The sequence below is a fragment of the Streptomyces sp. NPDC051183 genome, from assembly GCF_040682455.1.
Classification (GTDB): domain Bacteria; phylum Actinomycetota; class Actinomycetes; order Streptomycetales; family Streptomycetaceae; genus Streptomyces.
Genome location: NZ_JBFBBA010000036.1, coordinates 1 through 22,995 on the forward strand (window position 1 = coordinate 1; position 22,995 = coordinate 22,995).

Below are 22,995 nucleotides of genomic sequence, written 5' to 3' on the forward strand. Positions count from 1 at the left end.
GGGTAGGCGAAGTCCTCGATGGCGGAGGGCATTTCACCGGCGGTGGTGGCGCCGGCGGTCTGCGGGCCGGCGTAGGCGACGCCGAGCGTGGTGACGGCCGCGAACGCGGTCGCGGTAACGACCAGACCGGTGAACAGTGCCTTGCGGGCACGGGATATCGTCATGAGCTTCCCCCCTGATTCAGGCCGCACGGGCGGCCTCGATGTCACGAAACGAACGTTCGGGCCCACGGGCACCACAGCCGCCCGGACCGCCACGGGATCCCCCGACGCGTCCCCGGCCGGGCCCGCTCCGGAGCAGACGGTAGCGCCCCACCCCCGACTCGCTCAACCGTGATTGAGGACCAGCCAACTGCAATTGATTTTCGCCGGGCCAGGGCATACGGTCTGGCAGGCTGGGCGCAGCGACCTCACCGATGGCAACGGGAGAGACATCGGCGGGGTCGCCGGTCGCCCGCACGGCAACGGTGATGTCGCGCGGAGTCGATCAACGGTTCACCTCGGGGGCGAACACGAAGGGAAGCGGATCGTGAACGTCGAGACCAAGGCCGTTCGCGTGCTGGCCGACTATCGATCCCACCCGCTCTGGCTCACCGGCGCCGACGTCGGGGACATCGCGCCGGACGACCCGGTTCTGGGGCTGACGCCCGAGTTGGCCGGGGAACTGGGCAGATGGGCCGAGGCGTACGACGCGACGCTCGACCAGGACGATCCCGCCGAGTCCGGCTTCCCCACCGAGGAGGCCGAGGCCGCGTTCGTGCGGACCGGTGAGGCGCTGGCCCGGCGGGTCGCCGCGGAGCTCGGTCCCGCCTGGAAGGTGACCTACTTCGACGAGCGCCTGCGCGCCGACGTGGAGATCTCCTCCGCCTGATCCGGGCTCAAGGGGCAGACCGAGCCCGCGCCCCGCCTCAGGTCAGACCCCGTAGCGCCATCGTGGCCGCCTCGGCCAGGCGGGGGTGGGACTGGGCGCGGGTCAGGACCTCGCGGGCCCGGGGGTCGGCCAGGGTGCCCAGGCCCTCGACGCAGGCGAGCGCGACCCGCCAGTACGGGTCGTTCGGCGCGAGCAGCCGGCCCAGGGTGGCGATCAGCGCCGGGGCCGACTCGGGGGCGCGCAGCGCGGTGAGCAGCCGGACCGGCTGGAGGGCGTAGGCGGTGCGGAGCCGGTTGGTCGCCAGGGCCGCCGCCGCGCGGGCGGTGCGCGGGTCGCCCAGCACGGCGAGGGCCTCGGCGGCAGCCGTGCAGCGCGGCGGGTCGCGGTGGTTGAGCAGCAGCACGAGCGGTTCGAAGGCGCGGGGGTCGCCCGCCAGGCCCAGCCGGTACGCGGCCAGTTCGCGGGCCCACAGGGGCAGCCCGGCCGAGGTCAGGGAGGCAGCGAGGGCGTCGGGCGGCGCCGCCAGCAGCGCCTCGTACTCCGGTGACGGTCCGGCCTCCGCCCGCAGGCGCTCCAGCACGTGGTTCACGCGGCCACCCTAGGGGTGCGCGGCGTCCGCCACTGCCCGTTCGCCGTGATTGATGATCGATGATCGATGATCGGTACATTTGGGCGGTACAGGTCACATCTCCGCGCTCTGGCGCACGAGTTACCGGCGAGTTACTGTCGCTCCAACACGTACGGGACCGGCCTGGTGACGCAGCCGCCCCGTGCCAGTCGGTTCGTTCTGTACGACTCTTCGCTCCACCTCTCGCACGACCCACGGCGTGGCCCCGGGACAGGGCCGCCGCTTCGGCCCCCTTCGGGCATCCCGTGCGTTCCCTCCCGATCACCCCGCCGCCCGCGAGCTGTGCACCGCGCGCCGCGCCACCCTCAGTCGTCACCCTCTTCCACTGGAGTCCCGCGATGGACCGTCCGTCCACGTCCAGTCAGTCCACCCTCCAGACCATCGCCGTCGTCGGCCTCGGCACCATGGGCACCGGCATCGCCGAGGTCCTCGCCCGCTCCGGCCGCGAGGTCATCGGCATCGACGTCAGCGTCGCCGCCGCCGCCCGGGCCACCGCGGCCCTCGCCGCCGCCACGGCCCGCTCCGTCACCCGGGAGCTGCTGAGCGAGCAGGAGCGGGCCGACGTGCTCGCCCGCTTCCGCACCTACTCCGAGCTGAGCGCGGCCGCCGAGGCCGATCTCGTGATCGAGGTCGTCCCCGAGTCCTACGAGCTCAAGCAGCAGGTCTTCCGCGAGCTCGACGCGATCGTCCGGCCCGACACGATCCTGGCCACCGGCACCAACGCCCTGTCGGTGACCCGCATGGCCGCCGAGTCCCAGCGCCCCGAGCGCGTGCTCGGCCTGCACTTCTTCAACCCGGCCCCGGCGATGAAGCTGGTCGAGGTGGTCTCCTGCGTGCTGACCGCCCCGCCCGCGGTCGAGGCCGTCACCGCGCTGGCCCGCGAGCTCGGCAAGGAGCCGGTCTCGGTCGGCGACCGCCCCGGCTTCGTCGCCGACGGCCTGCTCTTCGGCTACCTCAACCAGGCCGCCGCGATGTACGAGTCGAAGTACGCCTCCCGCGAGGACATCGACGCGGCGATGCGGCTGGGCTGCGGCCTGCCGATGGGCCCGCTCGCGCTGCTGGACCTGATCGGCGTGGACACCGCGCGGACGGTCCTGGAGGCCATGTACGCCTCCTCCGGCGACCGGCTGCACGCCCCGGCCCCGATCCTGGGCCACCTCGCCGAGGCCGGCCTGACCGGGCAGAAGTCCGGGCGCGGGTTCTACACGTACGCGGAGGCCGGCAGCTCGGCGGTCGTCGCCGACGCGCAGACCCCGTCGGCCGACGCCGAGGCCGCAGCGGGCCGCCCGGTCTCCTCGGTCGGCGTGGCCGGCTCGGGCACCATGGCGAGCGGCATCGCTCAGGTCTTCGCGCAGTCGGGCTTCACCGTGGTGCTGGCCGCGCGCAGCCAGGAGAAGGCGGACGCGGCCAAGGCGGCGATCGGCAAGTCCCTCGGCCGTGCGGTGGCCAAGGGCCGGCTGACCCAGGAGGCGGCCGACCAGACCCTCGGGCGGATCACCCCGGCCGGCTCGCTGGACGCCTTCGCGGAGGTGGACCTGGCCGTGGAGGCGGTCGCCGAGGACCTGGCGGTCAAGCAGGAGCTGTTCGCGTCCCTGGACAAGGTCTGCAAGCCCGGTGCGGTGCTCGCGACGACCACGTCCTCGCTGCCGGTGATCGCCATCGCCCGCGCGACGGCGCGTCCGCAGGACGTGATCGGCATGCACTTCTTCAACCCGGCGCCGGCGATGAAGCTGGTCGAGGTGGTCCGGACCGTGCTGACGGCCGACGACGTGCACGCCACGGTCCGCGGGATCTGCTCGAAGGTGCGCAAGCACCCGGTGGACTGCGGGGACCGGGCCGGGTTCATCGTGAACGCGCTGCTGTTCCCGTACCTCAACAACGCGATCAAGATGGTCGAGCAGCACTACGCCAGCCTCGACCAGATCGACGCGGCGATGAAGCTGGGCGGCGGCTACCCGATGGGGCCCTTCGAGCTCCTCGACGTGGTCGGCCTCGACGTCTCGCTGGCCATCGAGCAGGTCCTGCACAAGGAGTTCCGCGACCCGGGCCTGGCCCCGTCCCCGCTGCTGGAGCACCTGGTGGCGGCGGGCTGCCTGGGGCGGAAGACCGGCCGCGGATTCCGTGAGTACGCCCGCCGGTAAGCGCCGGCCGGGCCATGAGCCGGATGCGTGGGGAGGGCTGCTCGGGTCCGCCGGACCCTCACGGCGGACTAACCCTCCCGAGCCCAGTGCGGGCTCTCCCCCGCATCCATCCCCGTCCCACCCCCCTCGGGCGCGCCCTCCTGCGCAAATGAAGTACTTTCGCTCTATGTCCCAGCCCGCCAAGACCTCGCCCCGCCCCTCCTCGGCCTCCGACGCCCCGGAGAGCCCGGCCGGCACCAAGGCGGCCGCGCAGCGGCTCAAGATGCGCCGTGAGCTCGCGGCGGCCGCGATGGAGCTGTTCGCCACCAAGGGGTACGAGGCGACGACGGTCGACGAGATCGCCGCGACGGCCGGGGTGGCCCGCCGGACCTTCTTCCGGCACTTCCGGTCCAAGGAAGAGGCGATCTTCCCGGACCACGACGACACCCTGACCCGCGCCGAGGCGGTCCTCGACGTGGCCCCGGCGCACGAGCACCCGCTCGACACGGTGTGCCGGGGAATCAAGGAAGTCATGAAGATGTACGCCGCCTCGCCCGCGGTCTCGGTGGAGCGCTACCGGCTGACGCGTGAGGTACCGGCGCTGCGCGAGCGGGAGATCGCCTCGGTGGCCCGGTACGAGCGGCTCTTCACCCGCTACCTGCTCGCCCACTTCGATGAGCAGGACCACCACGACGGCAACGACGACCCGCTGCTGGCCGAGGTGGCCGCCTCCGCGGTGGTGACCGCCCACAACCACGTGCTGCGGCGCTGGCTGCGGGCCGGCGGCCAGGGGGACGTGGAGGCGCAGCTGGACCACGCCTTCTCGATCGTCCGCAAGACCTTCGGCACGGGGATCGGCGCGGGCCGCACCCTGACCACCCCGCCGGCCGCGCCGGCGGCGGTCCGCACCCAGGGCGAGGTGCTGGTGGCGGTGGCCCGTACGGACGCCCCGCTCGACGAGGTCATGCGGACCATCGAAGAGGCGCTGCGCAGCAGGTAGTCCAAAAGCAGCACGCGCGATTCTCGTCACAGAGGGCCGCCCCCGGCACGGGGGCGGCCCTCTGTGTTTGTCCGGCTTGCCCCTACTCACGGGTAACTCTGATCGATCATCGCTCATCCGTGCAGGTCAATCGGCAAATGAGAGAAACTTTTGGCACGCGGTGCCTTGCCGGGTGACACGGGGTGCCATACGTTGAATCCCGTCCGGATGTCCCCGCGACCCTCGCCCACTCGGCCAGGACCGCGCCCCGGATGCCTGCGTCACCAGGCTCCCGCTCGCCGCACCACAGGCGCGCCGCACCACCGCTCCGCCGAACCGACGGCACCCGCAGCACCCACCACACACGCACCGCGCACCCGCGCATCCCTCAGCGCACCCTCATCAGCGCTTGCCGGAGGCAATACCGTGAAGGACATCCTGGACGCGATTCAGTCGCAGTCCGCCACCGCCGCAGACTTCGCAGCCCTGCCGCTGCCCGACTCGTACCGCGCGATCACCGTGCACAAGGACGAGGCGGAGATGTTCGCCGGGCTCACGACGCGCGAGAAGGACCCTCGCAAGTCCCTGCACCTCGACCAGGTCCCCGTGCCGGAACTCGGCCCGGGCGAGGCCCTGGTCGCCGTCATGGCCTCCTCGGTCAACTACAACTCGGTCTGGACCTCGATCTTCGAGCCGGTGTCGACCTTCAGCTTCCTGGAGCGCTACGGCAAGCTGAGCGACCTCAGCAAGCGCCACGACCTCCCGTACCACGTCATCGGCTCCGACCTCGCCGGCGTCGTGCTGCGCACCGGCCCCGGGGTCAACTCCTGGAAGCCCGGCGACGAGGTCGTCGCCCACTGCCTCTCGGTCGAGCTGGAGTCCTCCGACGGCCACAACGACACGATGCTCGACCCCGAGCAGCGCATCTGGGGCTTCGAGACGAACTTCGGCGGCCTCGCCGAGATCGCACTGGTCAAGTCCAACCAGCTGATGCCGAAGCCCGACCACCTGAGCTGGGAGGAGGCCGCCTCCCCCGGCCTGGTCAACTCCACCGCCTACCGCCAGTTGGTCTCCCGCAACGGCGCCGGCATGAAGCAGGGCGACAACGTCCTGATCTGGGGGGCGAGCGGCGGCCTCGGCTCGTACGCCACCCAGTTCGCACTGGCCGGCGGCGCCAACCCGATCTGCGTGGTCTCCAGCGAGCAGAAGGCGGACATCTGCCGCTCGATGGGCGCGACCTCGATCATCGACCGCAACGCCGAGGGCTACAAGTTCTGGAAGGACGAGCACACCCAGGACCCGAAGGAGTGGAAGCGCTTCGGCAAGCGCATCCGCGAGCTGACCGGCGGCGAGGACATCGACATCGTCTTCGAGCACCCCGGCCGGGAGACCTTCGGCGCGAGCGTCTACGTCACGCGCAAGGGCGGCACGATCACCACCTGCGCCTCCACCTCGGGCTACATGCACGAGTACGACAACCGCTACCTGTGGATGTCGCTCAAGCGGATCATCGGCTCCCACTTCGCCAACTACCGCGAGGCGTGGGAGGCCAACCGCCTGGTGGCCAAGGGCAAGATCCACCCCACCCTGTCGAAGGTCTACTCCCTGGAGGAGACCGGCCAGGCCGCCTACGACGTCCACCGCAACCTCCACCAGGGCAAGGTCGGCGTCCTCGCGCTGGCCCCCGAGGAGGGCCTGGGCGTGCGCGACCACGAGATGCGCGCGACGCACCTCGACGCGATCAATCGCTTCCGTAACGTCTGAGACCGTTCAAAGGCCTAAGGGACAGCCTGAGATGACAGAGCGCCAGAAGGACCGTCCGTGGCTCATGCGGACGTACGCCGGCCACTCCACGGCCGAGGCGTCCAACGAGCTGTACCGCCGCAACCTCGCCAAGGGCCAGACCGGCCTGTCGGTCGCGTTCGACCTGCCGACGCAGACCGGCTACGACCCGGACCACATCCTCGCCCGCGGCGAGGTCGGCCGGGTCGGGGTTCCCGTCTCCCATCTGGGCGACATGCGGCGGCTGTTCCAGGACATCCCCCTGGAACAGATGAACACCTCGATGACGATCAACGCCACCGCCATGTGGCTGCTGGCGCTCTACCAGGTGGCCGCCGAGGAGCAGGGAGCGGACGTCTCCCTGCTCCAGGGCACCACCCAGAACGACATCGTCAAGGAGTACCTCTCGCGCGGGACGCACGTCTTCCCGCCGGGTCCCTCGCTCCGCCTGACGACGGACATGATCGCGTACACGGTCAACCACATCCCGAAGTGGAACCCGATCAACATCTGCTCGTACCACCTCCAGGAGGCCGGGGCCACCCCGGTCCAGGAGATCTCGTACGCGATGTCCACGGCCATCGCCGTCCTCGACTCGGTGCGCGACTCGGGCCAGGTGCCCGAGGAGCGCTTCGGCGAGGTGGTCGCCCGCATCTCCTTCTTCGTGAACGCGGGCGTCCGCTTCATCGAGGAGATGTGCAAGATGCGCGCCTTCGGCCGCATCTGGGACCAGGTCACCCGCGAGCGGTACGGCATCGAGAACGAGAAGCAGCGCCGCTTCCGCTACGGCGTCCAGGTCAACTCCCTGGGCCTGACGGAGGCGCAGCCGGAGAACAACGTCCAGCGCATCGTGCTGGAGATGCTCGCGGTCACCCTCTCCAAGGACGCCCGGGCCCGCGCCGTGCAGCTGCCCGCGTGGAACGAGGCGCTGGGCCTGCCCCGGCCCTGGGACCAGCAGTGGTCGCTGCGCATCCAGCAGGTCCTGGCGCACGAGAGCGACCTGCTGGAGTACGAGGACATCTTCGCCGGCTCCCACGTCATCGAGGCCAAAGTCGACTCCCTGGTCGCCGACTGCCTGGCCGAGATCGACCGGATCCAGGAGATGGGCGGCGCCATGGCCGCCGTCGAGTCCGGCTACCTGAAGGGCGAGCTGGTCTCCTCGCATGCCGAGCGGCGGGCGCGGATCGAGGCCGGCGAGGACAAGATCGTCGGAGTCAACTGCTTCCAGCAGACCGAGGAGAACCCGCTCACCTCCGACCTCGACGGCGCGATCATGACGGTCGACCCGGCGACGGAGGCGTTCACCGTCGAGCGCATCGGCCGCTGGCGCGCCGAGCGGCAGGAGTCCTCGGACCGCCAGGGCGACGGCGACCCGTTCGTCTTCCCCACCACCGGGCAGGCGCTGGAGCGCCTCAAGGAGGCCGCGGCGGGCACCGAGAACCTGATGGAGGCCACGCTGGAGTGCGCCCGCGCCGGTGTCACCACCGGCGAGTGGGCCGGCGCGCTGCGCGAGGTGTTCGGCGAGTTCCGCGCCCCGACCGGGGTCTCCTCGGCCCCGGTGGCCGTGACCGCCGAGCCCGGTACCCCGATGCACGAGGTCCGCGAGAAGGTGTCCCGTACGGCCGACGAGCTCGGCTCCGGCCGGCTGCGCCTGCTGGTCGGCAAGCCCGGCCTGGACGGGCACTCCAACGGTGCCGAGCAGATCGCCGTACGGGCCCGCGACGCGGGCTTCGAGGTGGTCTACCAGGGCATCCGGCTGACGCCGGAGGAGATCTCCTCGGCGGCGCTGGCCGAGGACGTGCACTGCGTGGGACTGTCCATCCTGTCCGGATCGCACAGCGCACTCGTCCCGGACGTCCTCGAACGCCTGCGTGCGGCGGGGGCGGGTGACATACCCGTCATCGTCGGCGGCATCATTCCGAACGCGGATGCCGTGACCCTCAAGGCGGCCGGAGTCGCCGCCGTCTTCACCCCCAAGGACTTCGGCATCACGGAGATCATCGGCCGTATCGTCGACGAGATCCGCAAAGCGAACAAGCTCAGCCCCCTCATCAGCACGGAGGTCCCCGCATGACCACGCCCGCCCACCCGTCGCCCGCCGCCGCCCTGCCTGACCTCCGCTCCGCGTCGGGCACCTCTGGTCCCGTGGTGAACCGCCTTCGCCCGCGTCGCTCCTGCCTCGCGGTGCCGGGTTCGAACCCGCGCTTCCTGGAGAAGGCCCAGGGCCTGCCGGCCGACCAGGTCTTCCTCGACCTGGAGGACGCCTGCGCCCCGCTCGCCAAGGAAGGCGCCCGCCACACCATCGTGGACGCGCTGAACAACGGCGACTGGACCGGCAAGACCCGTGTGGTGCGCGTCAACGACTGGACCACCCACTGGACGTACCGCGACGTCATCACGGTCGTCGAGGGCGCCGGCCAGAACCTCGACTGCATCATGCTGCCGAAGGTCCAGGACGCCCAGCAGGTCGTGGCCCTGGACCTGCTGCTCACGCAGATCGAGAAGACCATGGGCTTCGAGGTCGGCAAGATCGGCATCGAGGCGCAGATCGAGAACGCCAAGGGCCTGGTGAACGTCGACGAGATCGCCGCCGCCTCGCCGCGGCTGGAGACGATCATCTTCGGCCCGGCCGACTTCATGGCCTCGATCAACATGAAGTCCCTGGTCGTGGGCATGCAGCCGCCCGGCTACGGCGCGGACGCCTACCACTACATCCTGATGCGGATCCTGATGGCGGCCCGCATGCACAACCTCCAGGCCATCGACGGCCCCTTCCTCCAGATCCGCGACGTGGACGCGTACCGCGAGGTGGCCGGCCGCGCCGCCGCCCTCGGCTTCGACGGCAAGTGGGTCCTGCACCCCGGCCAGGTCGACGCGGCCAACGAGGTCTTCTCCCCCTCCCAGGAGGACTACGACCACGCCGAGCTCATCCTCGACGCGTACGACTGGTGCACCTCGGAGGCGGGCGGCAAGAAGGGCTCCGCGATGCTCGGCGACGAGATGATCGACGAGGCCAGCCGCAAGATGGCCCTGGTCATCGCCGGCAAGGGCCGCGCCGCGGGCATGCAGCGGACGTCGAAGTTCGAGGTCCCCACCGCCTGAGGCGATCCCGCAGTGTCGGGCGCACCCATCCCCAGCCCCGGGCCCCGCAGGGCCCGGGCAAGCACCCCGGAGGGGGCACCATGCAGTTTGGCCGCACCTACGAAGAGTTCACCATCGGCGACGTCTATCGGCACTGGCCCGGGAAGACGGTCACGGAGTACGACGACCACCTCTTCTGCCTGCTGACCATGAACCACCACCCGCTGCACATGGACAGCAACTACGCCGAGAACACGACCGACTTCGGCAAGAACGTGGTCGTGGGCAACTACATCTACTCGCTGCTGCTGGGCATGTCCGTCCCGGACGTCTCCGGAAAGGCGATCGCCAACCTGGAGATCGAGTCCCTGCGGCACGTGGCGCCGACCTTCCACGGCGACACCATCTACGGCGAGACCACGGTCCTCGACAAGACCCCGTCCAAGTCGAAGAACGACCGCGGGATCGTGTACGTGGAGACCAAGGGCTACAAGCAGGACGGCACCCTCGTCTGCGTCTTCCGGCGCAAGGTGATGGTCCCGACCGAGACTTACATCAAGGAGCGCGGCGGCGAGCAGCCCGGCCGGCCCACGCTGAAGGAACAGGGGAAGTAGCCATGGCCCGACTCGCCCAGACCGCCGGGCTCAACGACGTCCAGCGGGAGATCCTCAAGACCGTCCGCGAGTTCGTCGACAAGGAGATCATCCCGGTCGCGACCGAGCTGGAGCACCGCGACGAGTACCCGCAGCAGATCGTCGACGGCCTCAAGGAGCTCGGCCTCTTCGGGCTGATGATCCCGGAGGAGTACGGCGGCCTGGGTGAGTCGCTGCTCACCTACGCGCTGTGCGTCGAGGAGATAGCGCGTGGCTGGATGTCCGTCTCGGGCATCATCAACACCCACTTCATCGTGGCGTACATGCTCAAGCAGCACGGCACCCAGGAGCAGAAGGACTACTTCCTGCCCCGGATGGCGCTGGGCGAGGTGCGCGGCGCGTTCTCGATGTCCGAGCCGGGCCTCGGCTCGGACGTGTCGGCCATCACGTCGAAGGCGGTGAAGGACGGTGACGAGTACGTCCTGAACGGCCAGAAGATGTGGCTGACGAACGGCGGCACGTCCACGCTGGTGGCCGTTCTCGTCCGGAGTGACGAAGGACACCCGGAGGGCACGGCGCCCCACAAGTCGATGACGACCTTCCTGATCGAGAAGGAGCCGGGCTTCGGTGAGGTCCGTCCGGGCCTGACCATCCCCGGCAAGATCGACAAGATGGGCTACAAGGGCGTCGACACGACCGAGCTCATCATGGACGGACTGCGCATTCCGGCTAATCGGGTGCTCGGCGGCCAGACCGGCCGAGGGTTTTACCAAATGATGGACGGGGTCGAGGTCGGCCGCGTCAACGTGGCGGCCCGTGGCTGCGGCGTCGCTCAGCGTGCTTTCGAGCTGGGTGTCTCTTATGCCCAGCAGCGTCACACTTTCGGCAAGGCCATCGCCGAGCACCAGGCGATCCAGTTCAAGCTGGCCGAGATGGCTACCAAGGTCGAAGCCGCCCATGCGATGATGGTCAACGCAGCACGCAAAAAGGACTCCGGGGAACGAAACGACCTCGAAGCAGGGATGGCGAAGTACCTCGCCTCCGAGTACTGCAAGGAGGTGGTGGAGGACGCCTTCCGTATCCACGGTGGCTACGGCTTCTCGAAGGAGTACGAGATCGAGCGCCTCTACCGGGAGGCCCCGATGCTGCTGATCGGTGAAGGTACCGCCGAGATCCAGAAAATGATCATTGGGCGACGCTTGCTCGAGGAGTACCGACTCCAGGGCTGAAAGTCCCTTTTGCGGGGAATCATCCAGCGATTTTCCGCAGAAGAGTCACTTGCAGTCACTGGTCGGCGGTCATCGACTCGGCTTCTGGCTTGCCCAGTTGTTGCGTGCAACCGATAGCATTCCAGTAAAGCCGCCGTCCCGTCCCCCCGTTTACGGCGCGGCATCACCCGCTACGAAGGTCATCCATGCCCCACAGCCAAACCTCTGCACCTCGCGACAGCCTCCTTGGCGTAAGCCTCGCGCGCGGAGCATCGCCGTGGCTTCTGCCGACCGTCGCCACCGCGGCGCTCAGCCTCACCCGGGCCCGCAAGTCCGGACGCTGGGCCGCGGCGGCCGTGCCCGCCACCGCACTCGCGGCGGGCATGCTGTGGTTCTTCCGCGACCCCGAGCGCGAGATCGCTCAGGGCCGTGTCATCTCGCCCGCCGACGGTGTGGTGCAGAGCATCATGCCGTGGAAGGACGGGCGGACCCGGGTCGCGATCTTCATGAGCCCGCTGAACGTCCACGTCAACCGCGCGCCCCTCGCGGGCACGGTGACGTCCGTGGAGCACATCCCCGGCGGGTTCGTCCCGGCGTTCAACAAGGAGAGCGAGAACAACGAGCGCGTTGTCTGGCACTTCGACACCGAGCTCGGCGACATCGAGATGGTGCAGATCGCCGGCGCCGTGGCGCGCCGGATCGTCCCGTACCTGCCGGCCGGCACCAAGGTGGAGCAGGGCGAACGCATCGGTCTGATCCGCTTCGGCTCGCGCGTCGACATCTACCTCCCGGAGGGCGTCGAGGTCGCGGTCGAGGTCGGTCAGGCCACCACCGCGGGGGTGACCCGAATTGACCGTGACTGACCCCGAGACCCCTGCGACTCCGTCACAGGGATGGGTGCCCGAGGCTTCGGAGGCGGATTCCGCCGAAGACGACATGCCGCTGTCGCTGCGGCTGTCGATAGCGGACACCCTCACCCTCGGTAACGCGACGTGCGGATTCATGGCGGTGTACTTCACCACCACCGGGATCCTCATTCCGCACCTGACCGGCAGCGGCGAGTCGGGCATGGCCCGCAGCAGCGCCGCGACGGCAGTGATACTGATGCTGCTCGCCGCGGTCTTCGACCTCTTCGACGGCATCGTGGCCCGCAAGCTGCGCAGCTCGCCGATGGGCGCGGAGCTGGACAACCTGTCCGACCTGATCAGCTTCGGGCTCGCCCCGGCGTACTTCGTGCTCGTCTACGGCATGGTCGCCGTGGACGCGCACCAGAAGATGTCGGCGCTGGCGGCGATCGTCGTCCTGCTCGCGGTCGTGCTCAGGCTGGCGAGATTCAGCTGCGTGACGATGAAGGACGGCATGTTCCAGGGCATGCCGAGCCCCTTCGGCGCGCTGACGGTCGTCTCGATCGTGCTGCTGGAGCTGCCGTTCGTCCCGACGCTGCTGGCGATCATCGGGGTGGCGTGGCTGATGGTGAGCCGCGTCGAGTACCCCAAGCCGCGGGGTGTCCTCGCGGTGGCGATGCTGAGCTGGATCGTCGGTGCGATGGGTCTGCTGGCGGCCTGGGCGTTCGACGCCCCCGGTGGTCAGCTGCTGCTCCAGACGGGCTGCGCGCTGCAGATCGCCCTGGCGGCGACGATCCCGCTGTTCGCCACGACGCGCCGGGCGAACACGTTCCGCCACAACCGCCGTGAGGCGCGGGCCACGACCCGCTAGCCGTACGGGAGAGGGCCCTGGGACGCCATTGGCGTCCCAGGGCCCTCTCGTCGTTTCCGGGCCCCACGCGGGGCTCCGGCGGGCGTCAGCCGGCCGGGGTGTACTTCTCGGCCGCGGGGGCCACCGCGGCCTCCTTGACCACCTTCAGGCCGCCCGGGGTCTGCGCGTCGGGCTTCATGATCACGCTCTGCCGGGTGGAGGGGGCCTTCGGGTCGGAGAAGTCGTGCGTGATCCCGAAGCCGCTGTCGTAGGACTTCAGCGTCAGCAGGGCCTTGCCGACGCCCTCGCGGGTGAGGTCCTTGTCGGCGCAGGCCTTCTTCAGGGCCTCCCCGTAGACCGCAGCGGCCGTGTAACCGGCCACCACGCCGTTGTCGAGCCCCGCATCCGGGTACGCGGCCTTGTAGGCCGTGGCGAGGGCCGCCGGGCCGGGCGCCGGGGAGCCGATGGGCAGGGCTGACGCGGCGACGTAGTAGTCCTTCTGCAGGGCCGCGCCCGCCGGGGTCGCGAGCAGTTGCGGGGCGAAGGCGGAGTTGTTGCCGACCACGGGCACGTTCCAGCCGCCGGCCGCCGCGACCCCGACCAGCGAGGCCGCCTGCTTGGGCCCGGCGCTGACCACCACGGCCTTGACCCCGGCCTGCTTGAGGGCCGCGACCTGCGCGGACATGTCGTTGTCGGTGGGCTTGATCTTCTGCTCGACGACGGTGAGCCCGGCCTCCTTGGCCGCGTGCTTGGCCCCGGCGAGGGAGTTCTCGCCGTAGTCCCCTTCGAAGTACACGTGCCCGATCTTGTCACCGGAGGCGATGCGCTTCTGGTCGAGGAGGTAGCCGACGGCATTGACCGTCTCGATGTCGTACGTGGCCCCCACCGTGCGGATGGACGCGCTGCCCAGCAGCGAGGCGGACCAGGCCTGCGGAATGACCAGGCCCTTGTCCTGGCCGTCGATGCGTCCCTTGGCCGCGGCGACGAAGGGCGAGCCGATGAACTGGGCGAAACCCAGCACGTCGGGCTCCAGCTCGGTGTAGCCGGCGAGGGCCTTCTGCGGGTCGTAGCCGTGGTCGCGGACCGTCAGCTCCAGCTGCCGGCCGCAGATGCCGCCGGCGTCGTTCGTCTGCTTGATCCAGAGCTGCTGGGCCTGGGTGACGCTCTTGCCGAGCGAGGCGTAGACGCCGGTCATGTCGGTGAGGGCGCCGAGCCGGATGGCGGTGGCGGTGACCCCCTTGCCGGTCTTGACCCCGCCTTCGGCCGGCTTGTCGTCGGCGGCGCCGCCCGCCTTGCCGCTGCAGCCGGCGGCGCCGGTGAGGGCGATCGCGGCCGCGAGGGCGGCCGTACCGAGTCGCGCTCGCTTGTTCGCACTGGGTCTGATCACGCTGGCTCCTTCGGGGGACGTGCGGGCCGGGGAGGCCTGATCCGGGCGAGGCCGCCCGGGAGGAAGAGGACGACGGCGACGACGGCCGCGCCGTACAGGTAGCGGGACGTCTCTCCCGGGGACACTCCGCCGGTGCCCGGCGCGGAGACGAGCGGGAGGGCGTCGCTGTAGCGGGTGAGCAGCTGGGGCAGCAGGGAGACGAAGGCCGCGCCGATGACGGAGCCCGCGACCGTGCCGAGACCGCCGATCACGATCATGGCGAGGTATTCGAGGGAGAGGACCATGCCGAAGTAGTCCGGCACGGTGCGCTGGAAGACGAGGGCGAGGAGCACCCCCGCCAGGCCCGCGTACATGGAGGACAGGACGAAGACGGCGGCACGGTAGCGGGCGACCGGCACGCCCATGACGCCGGCGGCGATGTTGTGGTCCCGGATGGCGTTCATGGCGCGGCCGGGGCGGCCGCGCAGGACGCCGCGGGCGAAGAGGGCGCAGCCCAGGAGAGCGGCGAGGGCGACGTACCAGAGCTTCTCCGCGGACTGGAAGGGGACGGCGGCGATCACGGTCTCGGTGTCGTCGAAGGTGATGCCGAAGAGGGACAGGGGCTCGACGGCGCGGCCGTTGAAGCCGCCGGTGAGGGGGGTGGCGTTGAACAGGACGTGCTGCCCGATGAAGATCAGCGCGAGGGTGGCGATGCCGAGGTAGGCACCGCGCAGCCGGCCGGCGATGGGGCTGAAGAGCCCGCCCGCGGCGCCCGCGAGGGCGACGGCGAGCACGGCCGCGAGCCAGCTGGGCAGGCCGAGGCCCACCAGTGCGTGGCCGCCGGAGCGCCCGCCGTCACCCGCCAGCGCGCAGTACCCGTACGCCCCGACGGCCAGGAAGAAGGCGTGCCCCATGGACAGCTGGCCGGTGGCCCCGGTGAGCAGGTTCAGCCCGATGGCACCGATCCCGGCGGCGATGGCGAACAGCCCGGCCTGGAGCCAGAACCGCTCCAGGTAGAAGGGCAGGGCCAGCAGCACCAGGGCCCCGGCGGCCCACATGATCCGGCGGATGGGGTCAGACACGGGCGAGCTCCTTCGTGCCGAAGAGGCCTGCCGGACGCAGGAGCAGGACCACGACCATCACCAGGTACGGGGCGAGGTCGCCTATGCCGCGGCCCAGGAAGGTGAGCTGGCTCTGGTAGCCGGTGGCCATGGCCTCGGTGACGCCGACGATCAGCCCGCCGGCCAGGGCTCCGGTGGTGGAGTCGAGCCCGCCGAGGATGGCCGCCGGGAAGGCCTTGAGGGCGGCCAGCGAGGTGGCCCGTTCCAGTCCGGGGGTGGGGAAGACGGTGAGGAAGAGCGCCGCCACCGCGGCGAGGGCTCCGGCGACCGCCCACGCGGCCATCGACACCCGGCCCAGCCGTACGCCCATCAGCGCGGCCGTCTCCGGTTTCTCGGCGGCGGCCCGCATCGCCACCCCCCACGCGGTGTACCGGAAGGCCAGGAGGAAGGCGGTGATCAGCAGGGAGGCGGTGATCAGGGCCGCGATCCGGGTCTGCGGCACGGTGACCGGCCCGAGGCGGACCACGGCCGCGCCCCACGGGTCGCCGAGGGCGAGGACGTCCGTACCGATGCGACGGGTGAGGTCGGTGACGAGCAGGATGTCCACGCCGATGGTGACGATGGCGAGGACGCTCGGGTCCTGGCCCCGGTAGCGCCGCATCACCAGGAACTCCACCCCCGCCCCGACCGCGGCGGCGGCGCCGGTGCCGACCGCGAGGGCGGGCCAGAAGCCGATGTCGTCGTGGAGGAGGGCGGTGACGTACCCGCCCGCCAGGAGGAGGGAGGCGTGGGCGAAGTTGACGACCTCGGTGGCCTTGAAGATGACCACGAAGCCGAGGGCGATCAGGGCGTAGACGGAGCCCATGGAGAGGCCGCCGAGGAGCAGTTCCAGGAAGGTGGTCACGGGGCCGGGGCCTCCTCGCCGAGGTAGGCGCGGACGACCACCGGGTCGTTCTGCACCTGGGCGGGGGTCCCGCCGCCGATCCGTTTTCCGAAGTCGAGCACGGTCACCGCGTCCGCGAGCCGCATCACCACCCCCATGTCGTGTTCGACCAGCACGATCGAGATGCCGAGGCTGTCGCGGACCCCGGCGACGACGGCGGCGGTGCGCAGGCGTTCGTCCGCGGTCATCCCCGCGACGGGTTCGTCCAGGAGCAGCAGCCGGGGCTCCATGCACAGGGCCCGGGCCAGCTCGACGAGTTTCTGCTTGCCGTACGGGAGGGAGCCCGCGGGGGCTGCCAGGTCGGCCTCCAGGCCGACGAAGGCGGCGATCTCGCGGACCCGTTCGCGGTGCAGCCGCTCCTCGCGGACGGCGGACGGCAGCCGCAGCCCGGTGGCGAGGAACCCCGAGCGCATCAGCCGGTGGCGGCCCAGCAGCAGGCTGTCGGCGACGGTGGTGTGCGGGGGCAGCGCCAGGTTCTGGAAGGTACGGGCGACGCCGAGGGCGGCGACGGCGTGCGGGGCGAGACCGGTGAGCTCGGTGGCGCCGAAGCGCACGCTGCCGGAGGCGGCCCGGTAGACCCCGGAGAGCACGTTGAAACAGGTCGACTTGCCGGCTCCGTTGGGTCCGATGACGGCGTGCACGCTGCCGGGCTCGACGGTGAGGGAGACGGAGTCGAGGGCGGTGAGGCCGGAGAAGCGGACGGTCACGTCGGTGACCGTGAGGGGCGGTGGGGCGGTCGTCTCCGGCGGCGCGGACGGGGTCACGCGGACCACCTGCGCAGGGTCCGGGCCGTCTGCGGGGCCGGGGCGTCCTCATCGGTGATGCCGAGGTAGCGGCGGCGTACCTCGTCGGAGGCCGCCAGCTCGGCGGCCGGGCCCGACAGGGTGACCTCGCCGACCTCCAGGACGTACGCGTACGAGGCCAGCCGGAGCGCGAGGGCCGCGTTCTGCTCCACCAGCAGCACCGAGGTGCCCGAGGCGTTGATCTCGGTGATCGTCTCGGCGATGGTGGCGGCCATCTTCGGCGCCAGGCCCAGCGAGGGCTCGTCGAGCAGCAGCAGCCGGGGGCGGGCCATCAGGGCCCGGCCCAGCGCGAGCATCTGCTGCTCGCCGCCGGACAGCAGGCCGGCCCGCTGCCGGGCCCGCCGGGCCAGGACCGGGAACAGCTCGTGGACGCGGGCCAGCGAGCGGGCGGTGTCGGCGCGGGAGCCGGCCCGGGCGCCGAGAGCGCCGGCCCGCAGATTGTCGGCGACGGTCATGCGGGTGAACACCTGCCGCCCCTCCGGGACCTGCACCACCCCGGCGGCCACCGCCCCGGCGGGGCCGAGGCCGTCCAGCGGCCGGCCGTCGAAGCTGATGCCCCCGCCGGTGGCGGCGCCCCGGTGGAAGCCGAGCGTCCGGGACACCGCCCGCAGCAGGGTCGTCTTTCCCGCGCCGTTCCCGCCGAGTACGACGACCACGGTGCCCGCGGGTACGTCGAGCGACACGGCGCGCAGTGCCCGGACCGGTCCGTAGCCGACGGACAGCGCACTCACCTGGAGCGAGGCCACATCCCCTCCCACTGATCGCCACCCACGGTCGGGCTCTGTGCTGGCGCACAGACCAGCACCGGGCGGGGGCGGGCGTCCACGGCCCGAGGCCGAATCGCTGCCGATGACCAGCCCGGGGTGGGGTCCGCTTGTGCAACGGCACAGACCTGCCGACGGGTCCTCTTACGCCGACGGGCCCCGGGTGACATCCTCTGCGGCCATGGGTGGACGCAGGGCGCGGACGGAAGCGGAATGGTCGGTGCTGCTGACGGCGGCCGAGGTTCTGGTGGAGCGGATCCCCGCTCTGACGGATCAGCTCATCGGCGATCTGGCGAAGCACTCGCCGCTGTTCGACGTGGCGGTACCGCGGGACGAGCACTGGCAGCAGATCAGCGAGGCGATGCGGTACGGCATCGAGGCCTTCGCCGCGCGCCGCTCGGACCTGCGCAAGGACCTGGCCTACGCGCAGGAGCTGGGGCGGCGCAGGGCCGAACAGGGCCTGCCGCTGGACCTGTTGCTGTACGCCTACCGGCGCGCGGGCCGGCTGACGTGGGACGCCCTGCTGGACATCGTCACGGAGGAGGACCCGGACGCCCTGCCGGTCCTGGCCCGGACGGCGGGCGCGATGTGGGCCGGGATCGAGCAGCAGGCCGCCGCGACGGCCGAGGCCTACCGGGAGGGCGAGCTGGAGATGCGCCGGCGCAGCGACGAGCGGGTGCAGGCGCTGCTGGACGCGCTGCTGGACGGCGACGCCGCGCCGGGCCTCGCGGCGCGGGCGGCGGCGGGTCTGGACCTGCCGGAGCAGGGGCGGTACGCGGTGGTCGTACTCCCGGTGGACCGGCGGGACTCGGTGCACCGGGTGACGTCGGCGGGCGGGATGCGGCTGTTCTGGCGGATGCGGGCGGAGCAGGAGCTGGCGGTGGTGGCCCTCGGGTCGTCCTCGCTGGACGAGCTGGCCGCGGAACTGGCCGACCGCTGCCCCGGCCCCGGCGGGATCGGCCCGGTGGTGGGCGGGCTGGCGGAGCTGGGCCGGGCGCGGCGGCTGGCGGAGACGGCGCTGGCCACCTGCGGGGCGGAGGAGCGCTCGCTGGTCCGGCTGTCGGAGCGGCTCCCGACGGCCCTGGTCGTACGGCAGCCCGAGCTCGCCGGGGAGCTGGTCCAGGCGGTCCTGGGTCCGCTGCTGGAGCTGGACCCGGCGGACCGGGCGGTGCTGCTGGAGACCCTGGACGCGTGGCTCGCGGCGGAGGGCTCCGCGGGCCGTGCGGCCACCCGTCTGTACTGTCACCGCAACACGGTCTTCAACCGGCTGCGGCGGCTGGAGCACCTGACCTCCCGCTCCCTGTCGCGCCCGCACGACCTGATCGCGCTCACCCTGGCCGTGGCCGCCCACCGCCTGACGGGCACGTCAGGTCCGGCGGGGGTCTGATGCCGTGCCCCGGGGGCTGGGGCCCGACGACCGGGGGCCGTAGGCTTGATGTCGGAAAACCGCCAGCCCGGCGGTGAGGCGGCCGGGATCCTGGAGCCATGTACACCGACACCGATCGCTGCGTCAGAGCAGTGCAGTCGAAGGACGCCCGCTTCGACGGGTGGTTCTTCACCGCCGTGCTGACCACGCGGATCTACTGCCGGCCGAGCTGCCCCGCCGTGCCGCCCAAGGTCGAGAACATGACCTTCCTGCCCAGTGCCGCCGCCTGCCAGCAGGCCGGCTTCCGGGCCTGCAAGCGGTGCCGGCCCGACACCAGCCCCGGTTCGCCCGAGTGGAACGCCCGGGCCGACGCCGTCGCCCGCGCCATGCGGCTCATCCAGGACGGCGTCGTCGACCGCGAGGGCGTGCCGGGCCTGGCCGCCCGCCTCGGGTACTCCACCCGCCAGGTGGAGCGGCAGCTGAGCGCCGAGCTGGGCGCCGGCCCGCTCGCCCTCGCGCGGGCGCAGCGCGCGCAGACCGCGCGGCTGCTCATCGAGACCTCCGAGCTGCCCATGGGCGACATCGCCTTCGCCGCCGGGTTCTCCTCCATCCGCACCTTCAACGAGACCGTCCGCGCGGTCTTCGCCCTCGCCCCCGGCGAGCTCCGGCAGCGCGCCGAGAAGGCCAGCCGGCTGGGGCCCAGGGTCCCCGGAACGATCGCGCTCCGGCTGCCCTACCGGGCCCCGCTGAACCCCGGCAACCTCTTCGGGCACCTCGCCGCCACGGCCGTTCCCGGGGTCGAGGAGTGGCGGGCCGGGGCGTACCGCCGGACGCTGAGGCTCCCGTACGGGACCGGGGTCGTCTCGCTCACCCCGCAGCCCGACCACATCGGCTGCCAGCTCGCCCTGACCGACCTGCGGGACCTGACCATCGCCATCAGCCGCTGCCGCTGGATGCTCGACCTCGACGCCGACCCCGAGGCGGTCGACGGGCAGCTGCGCTCCGATCCGCTGCTGGCCCCGCTCGTGGACAAGGCTCCCGGGCGCCGGGTGCCCCGTACGGTCGACGCGGCGGAGTTCGCCGTGCGCGCCGTCCTCGGCCAGCAGGTGTCCACCGCGGCCGCGCGCACCCACGCGGCCCGGCTGGTCGCGGCCCACGGCGAGCCCGTGGCCGACCCGGACCCGGAGGGCGGGCTGACCCACCTGTTCCCCTCCCCTCAGGCGCTGGCCGGGCTGGACCCGGAGTCCCTGGCCCTGCCCCGCAGCCGGCGGACCACCCTGACCACCCTGGTCGCGGCGCTGGCCGACGGCTCGCTCCCGCTCGGCATCGACAGCGACTGGGAAGCGGCCCGGGCGCGGCTGAACTCGCTGCCCGGATTCGGCCCGTGGACCACCGAGGTGATCGCGATGCGGGCGCTGGGCGACCCGGACGCCTTCCTGCCGTCCGATCTGGGGGTCCGGCGGGCCGCGAAGGAGCTCGGCCTGCCGTCCACGCCCGCGGCGCTGACGGCCCGGGCGGCCGGCTGGCGGCCCTGGCGCGCGTACGCCGTCCAATACCTGTGGGCCACCGACGACCACCCCGTCAACCACCTGCCCGTCTGAGAGGCGCGAAAGACCATGACGCGAAAGACCATGACCAGCAGCAGCAAGCAGCACACCGTCGTCGACAGCCCCTACGGCCCGCTCACCCTGGTCGCCACCGACGGCGTACTCAGCGGCCTGTACATGACCGGGCAGCGCCACCGCCCCGCCGAGGAGTCCTTCGGCGAGCGGGTCGCCGCCTCCGAGGAGCCCTTCCCCGAAGTGGCGCGGCAGCTGACGGCGTACTTCGCTGGCGAGCTCACCGAGTTCGACCTGCCGGTGCGGCTGGAGGGCACCGACTTCCAGCGCAGCGTCTGGGACCAGCTCGTACGCATCCCGTACGGGCAGACGTGGTCGTACGGGGAGCTCGCGGCGAAGCTCGGCAAGCCGGGCGCCTCGCGCGCGGTGGGCCTGGCCAACGGGAAGAACCCGGTGGGGATCATCGTGCCGTGCCACCGTGTGATCGGGGCCTCGGGCAGCATGACGGGCTACGGCGGCGGTCTGGACCGCAAGGTGCGGCTGCTGGCCTTCGAGGCCGGGGAACTGCAGCTCTAGGCGCTGTCGCCGTCACTGTCCCTGTCTCTGTCTCTGTCCGGCGGGTCGTCCGCGTCGGCGTCCCGCCGGCGCAGACCGACCTTGACCGCGCCGAAGAGGACCTTGGCGACCACTCCGACCACGATCAGGTCGGCGATCATCTGCACGGTGGTCAGCGCACGGCCCGTCCCGGTGGTGGGGACGATGTCCCCGAAACCCACGGTCGCGAACACCGCGACCGTGAAGTACATGGCATCGACCCGGCTCAGCGGCTCGGAGAACGACCCGGCCTGCTCCTCGGCGAGCAGGAAGTACGTCGCCGAGAACACCACGAGGAACAGCGGCACCGCGGTGGCCAGCGCCTCCAGTGCCCGCAGCAGCGGATGCTCCGCACGGCTGACGGCGGAGATGTGCCAGGTGAGCAGGAGGCCGAACCCGGTCAGCCCGAGGACCAGCGAGGTGACGGCGGTGACGTCGAGCCCGCGCTCCAGTGGGGCCAGGTAGTGGAGCGCGATGAGCAGGGCCACCGAGGCCGCCGAGCGGAACGGGTGGACCGCAAGCACGCGGTAGCGCTCCATGGCCACTGATTGCAGCATCCGCGGCGGCGGGCCGCACTTCGGTCAGACGACGAGCAGCGGCACCAGCAGGGCGAAGGCGGCGCCGGCCTCCACCGCGTAGCCGAACAGGGACGGGTGCTGAACGGGGGCGGCGAGCAGGACCACGCTCTGCTGGGTCGCGGCGGCCGTCACCCAGTCGCCGTCGGCGCCGAGGTTGCCCTGGTACCAGCCTTCGCAGGAACCGGGTCCGGTGACGGCGAGGAGGTCGTCCTCGCGGCGGTAGAAGGCCTGCCAGCCGGCCGCGGGGACGGACCAGCCGTCGAAGTCGGTGAACTGGGCCCAGCCGCCGTCGCGTATGGCGGTGTCGAACAGCCAGACGGGCACTCCCTCGGGGGTCACCTCGCCGCCGGCCTGCTGTTCGGTGGTGAAGTGGACCATCGGGAGGGCGTCGGGCCCGTCGGCGGTGCTGGGCCAGGCGTACATCGTGATCATCTGGTGAATTCTGTCCTGCTCGATGTAGGCGCCGGATAACCCTGGGGGTCCTGACGGGGTCTTAGCGTCCGTCCGGGCGGCGGCCGTTCTCCAGTTCCGCCGTGCCCTCGCCGGACCCGAGGACCCGGTACGCCTCCGCCGTGCGCAGGCCGAGCGAGCCGGGGAGGTACGCGGTGAGCTCGGCCGGGTCGACCAGCCGCCACGAGATCAGCTCCTCTTCCTGGAGCTTGATGCCGGCGAGCTGGGCGGCGTCGAGCACGCCGCCGTCGTAGAGGTACGCGACCAGCGGGGGCCGGCCTGCGCCCAGCGTCCAGTCCACGGCGAGCAGCCGGCCGAGCGGGACGTCGATGCCGATCTCCTCGGCGCTCTCGCGGCGGGCGGCCGTGCGCGGGGACTCGCCCTCGTCCGACTCGATGGTGCCGCCCGGCAGGGCCCAGCCCTCGCGGTAGTTGGGCTCGACGAGCAGGACCCGGCCCTCGGCGTCCCGGTAGAGGGCGGCGGCGCCGGCCAGCACCCGGGGCAGGCTCGCGATGTAGGTGGCGTAGTCATCCGTGGTGGTCACGCGGCAACCCT

22 protein-coding genes are annotated in these 22,995 nt (G+C 71.6%); 13 read left to right on the top strand and 9 right to left on the bottom strand.

Annotated elements, in window-relative coordinates:
• Positions 1–528: 528 nt before the first annotated feature.
• Positions 529–870 carry a hypothetical protein gene (locus AB0M99_RS27755; RefSeq protein ID WP_365925046.1) on the top strand — a complete coding sequence of 114 codons (342 nt, stop codon included), beginning with the start codon at positions 529–531 and terminating at the stop codon, positions 868–870.
• Between the two features lie 37 nt (positions 871–907).
• On the opposite strand, the gene AB0M99_RS27760 is transcribed toward AB0M99_RS27755, so the two are convergent.
• A complete protein-coding gene (locus AB0M99_RS27760) occupies positions 908–1,459 on the bottom strand; it encodes an adenylosuccinate lyase (protein WP_365925049.1) in 552 nt (183 codons plus the stop codon).
• A gap of 377 nt (positions 1,460–1,836) precedes the next feature.
• Between AB0M99_RS27760 and AB0M99_RS27765 the strand changes: the two genes are divergently transcribed.
• From AB0M99_RS27765 to pssA, 9 genes are all read left to right on the top strand, one after another.
• The gene (locus tag AB0M99_RS27765) at positions 1,837–3,639 is read left to right on the top strand and encodes a 3-hydroxybutyryl-CoA dehydrogenase (RefSeq protein WP_365925051.1); all 1,803 of its coding nucleotides are present in this window, start codon (positions 1,837–1,839) and stop codon (positions 3,637–3,639) included.
• Between the two features lie 166 nt (positions 3,640–3,805).
• Entirely contained in the window at positions 3,806–4,618 is an 813-nt protein-coding gene (locus AB0M99_RS27770) for a TetR family transcriptional regulator (protein ID WP_365925053.1), read from the top strand.
• A gap of 405 nt (positions 4,619–5,023) precedes the next feature.
• A complete protein-coding gene (ccrA, locus tag AB0M99_RS27775; protein ID WP_365925055.1) occupies positions 5,024–6,361 on the top strand; it encodes a crotonyl-CoA carboxylase/reductase in 1,338 nt (445 codons plus the stop codon).
• A 31-nt stretch (positions 6,362–6,392) separates the two neighbouring features.
• A complete protein-coding gene (locus AB0M99_RS27780; protein ID WP_365925058.1) occupies positions 6,393–8,453 on the top strand; it encodes a protein meaA in 2,061 nt (686 codons plus the stop codon).
• 74 nt (positions 8,454–8,527) lie between these two features.
• A complete protein-coding gene (locus tag AB0M99_RS27785) occupies positions 8,528–9,481 on the top strand; it encodes a CoA ester lyase (RefSeq protein ID WP_365925184.1) in 954 nt (317 codons plus the stop codon).
• 80 nt (positions 9,482–9,561) lie between these two features.
• On the top strand, positions 9,562–10,074 hold the full coding sequence (locus AB0M99_RS27790) for a MaoC family dehydratase (protein ID WP_365925060.1): 513 nt from the start codon (positions 9,562–9,564) through the stop codon (positions 10,072–10,074).
• A gap of 2 nt (positions 10,075–10,076) precedes the next feature.
• Positions 10,077–11,282, top strand: coding sequence for an acyl-CoA dehydrogenase family protein (locus AB0M99_RS27795; protein WP_365925062.1), 1,206 nt, complete (start codon positions 10,077–10,079; stop codon positions 11,280–11,282).
• Between the two features lie 185 nt (positions 11,283–11,467).
• On the top strand, positions 11,468–12,124 hold the full coding sequence (locus AB0M99_RS27800) for a phosphatidylserine decarboxylase (RefSeq protein WP_365925065.1): 657 nt from the start codon (positions 11,468–11,470) through the stop codon (positions 12,122–12,124).
• A gap of 34 nt (positions 12,125–12,158) precedes the next feature.
• Entirely contained in the window at positions 12,159–12,977 is an 819-nt protein-coding gene (gene pssA / locus AB0M99_RS27805) for a CDP-diacylglycerol--serine O-phosphatidyltransferase (protein ID WP_365925067.1), read from the top strand.
• Between the two features lie 85 nt (positions 12,978–13,062).
• Here the strand turns inward: pssA and AB0M99_RS27810 are convergent, their stop codons facing one another.
• The 5 genes from AB0M99_RS27810 to AB0M99_RS27830 are packed head-to-tail and all read right to left on the bottom strand — an operon-like array spanning position 13,063 to position 17,875.
• Positions 13,063–14,343 (bottom strand): ABC transporter substrate-binding protein, encoded by a 1,281-nt coding sequence (locus tag AB0M99_RS27810; protein ID WP_365925069.1) that lies wholly within the window; start codon positions 14,341–14,343, stop codon positions 13,063–13,065.
• On the bottom strand, positions 14,340–15,380 hold the full coding sequence (locus AB0M99_RS27815; protein ID WP_365925186.1) for a branched-chain amino acid ABC transporter permease: 1,041 nt from the start codon (positions 15,378–15,380) through the stop codon (positions 14,340–14,342). The genes AB0M99_RS27810 and AB0M99_RS27815 overlap by 4 nt, the downstream gene beginning before the upstream one ends.
• A 16-nt stretch (positions 15,381–15,396) precedes the next feature.
• Positions 15,397–16,287 (bottom strand): branched-chain amino acid ABC transporter permease, encoded by an 891-nt coding sequence (locus AB0M99_RS27820; RefSeq protein ID WP_365925071.1) that lies wholly within the window; start codon positions 16,285–16,287, stop codon positions 15,397–15,399.
• On the bottom strand, positions 16,284–17,090 hold the full coding sequence (locus AB0M99_RS27825; protein WP_365925073.1) for an ABC transporter ATP-binding protein: 807 nt from the start codon (positions 17,088–17,090) through the stop codon (positions 16,284–16,286). The genes AB0M99_RS27820 and AB0M99_RS27825 overlap by 4 nt, the downstream gene beginning before the upstream one ends.
• Positions 17,087–17,875, bottom strand: a complete 789-nt coding sequence (locus AB0M99_RS27830) for an ABC transporter ATP-binding protein (protein ID WP_365925075.1) — start codon at positions 17,873–17,875, stop codon at positions 17,087–17,089. Before AB0M99_RS27830 ends, AB0M99_RS27825 begins: the two co-directional genes overlap by 4 nt.
• 199 nt (positions 17,876–18,074) lie before the next feature.
• On the opposite strand from AB0M99_RS27830, the gene AB0M99_RS27835 reads away from it, so the two are divergent.
• The 3 genes from AB0M99_RS27835 to AB0M99_RS27845 all read left to right on the top strand — a co-directional run bounded on the left by AB0M99_RS27835 (position 18,075) and on the right by AB0M99_RS27845 (position 21,394).
• Positions 18,075–19,280: a helix-turn-helix domain-containing protein gene (locus AB0M99_RS27835; protein ID WP_365925077.1), complete on the top strand. Its 1,206-nt coding sequence runs from the start codon at positions 18,075–18,077 to the stop codon at positions 19,278–19,280.
• 98 nt (positions 19,281–19,378) lie between these two features.
• A complete protein-coding gene (locus AB0M99_RS27840) occupies positions 19,379–20,860 on the top strand; it encodes an AlkA N-terminal domain-containing protein (RefSeq protein ID WP_365925079.1) in 1,482 nt (493 codons plus the stop codon).
• A 30-nt stretch (positions 20,861–20,890) separates the two neighbouring features.
• Entirely contained in the window at positions 20,891–21,394 is a 504-nt protein-coding gene (locus AB0M99_RS27845; protein ID WP_365925082.1) for a methylated-DNA--[protein]-cysteine S-methyltransferase, read from the top strand.
• Here AB0M99_RS27845 and AB0M99_RS27850 read toward each other — a convergent pair.
• The 3 genes from AB0M99_RS27850 to AB0M99_RS27860 all read right to left on the bottom strand — a co-directional run bounded on the left by AB0M99_RS27850 (position 21,391) and on the right by AB0M99_RS27860 (position 22,984).
• Positions 21,391–21,951, bottom strand: a complete 561-nt coding sequence (locus AB0M99_RS27850) for a potassium channel family protein (RefSeq protein WP_365925085.1) — start codon at positions 21,949–21,951, stop codon at positions 21,391–21,393. The genes AB0M99_RS27845 and AB0M99_RS27850 overlap by 4 nt on opposite strands.
• Before the next feature lie 42 nt (positions 21,952–21,993).
• On the bottom strand, positions 21,994–22,422 hold the full coding sequence (locus tag AB0M99_RS27855) for a hypothetical protein (RefSeq protein WP_365925087.1): 429 nt from the start codon (positions 22,420–22,422) through the stop codon (positions 21,994–21,996).
• A gap of 61 nt (positions 22,423–22,483) precedes the next feature.
• Positions 22,484–22,984, bottom strand: a complete 501-nt coding sequence (locus AB0M99_RS27860; RefSeq protein WP_365925089.1) for an NUDIX hydrolase — start codon at positions 22,982–22,984, stop codon at positions 22,484–22,486.
• Positions 22,985–22,995 lie beyond the last annotated feature (11 nt).

What these genes read in the sequence shown, in the direction of transcription:
- AB0M99_RS27765 (WP_365925051.1), top strand. Translation starts at nt 1,837, where the DNA reads ATGGACCGTCCGTCCACGTCCAGTCAGTCCACCCTCCAGACCATCGCC.
- AB0M99_RS27770 (WP_365925053.1), top strand. Translation starts at nt 3,806, where the DNA reads ATGTCCCAGCCCGCCAAGACCTCGCCCCGCCCCTCCTCGGCCTCCGAC.
- AB0M99_RS27780 (WP_365925058.1), top strand. Translation starts at nt 6,393, where the DNA reads ATGACAGAGCGCCAGAAGGACCGTCCGTGGCTCATGCGGACGTACGCC.
- AB0M99_RS27790 (WP_365925060.1), top strand. Translation starts at nt 9,562, where the DNA reads ATGCAGTTTGGCCGCACCTACGAAGAGTTCACCATCGGCGACGTCTAT.
- AB0M99_RS27795 (WP_365925062.1), top strand. Translation starts at nt 10,077, where the DNA reads ATGGCCCGACTCGCCCAGACCGCCGGGCTCAACGACGTCCAGCGGGAG.
- AB0M99_RS27800 (WP_365925065.1), top strand. Translation starts at nt 11,468, where the DNA reads ATGCCCCACAGCCAAACCTCTGCACCTCGCGACAGCCTCCTTGGCGTA.
- AB0M99_RS27815 (WP_365925186.1), bottom strand. Translation starts at nt 15,380, where the DNA reads ATGTGGGCCGCCGGGGCCCTGGTGCTGCTGGCCCTGCCCTTCTACCTG.
- AB0M99_RS27835 (WP_365925077.1), top strand. Translation starts at nt 18,075, where the DNA reads ATGGGTGGACGCAGGGCGCGGACGGAAGCGGAATGGTCGGTGCTGCTG.
- AB0M99_RS27840 (WP_365925079.1), top strand. Translation starts at nt 19,379, where the DNA reads ATGTACACCGACACCGATCGCTGCGTCAGAGCAGTGCAGTCGAAGGAC.
- AB0M99_RS27845 (WP_365925082.1), top strand. Translation starts at nt 20,891, where the DNA reads ATGACCAGCAGCAGCAAGCAGCACACCGTCGTCGACAGCCCCTACGGC.
- AB0M99_RS27850 (WP_365925085.1), bottom strand. Translation starts at nt 21,951, where the DNA reads ATGGAGCGCTACCGCGTGCTTGCGGTCCACCCGTTCCGCTCGGCGGCC.
- AB0M99_RS27855 (WP_365925087.1), bottom strand. Translation starts at nt 22,422, where the DNA reads ATGATCACGATGTACGCCTGGCCCAGCACCGCCGACGGGCCCGACGCC.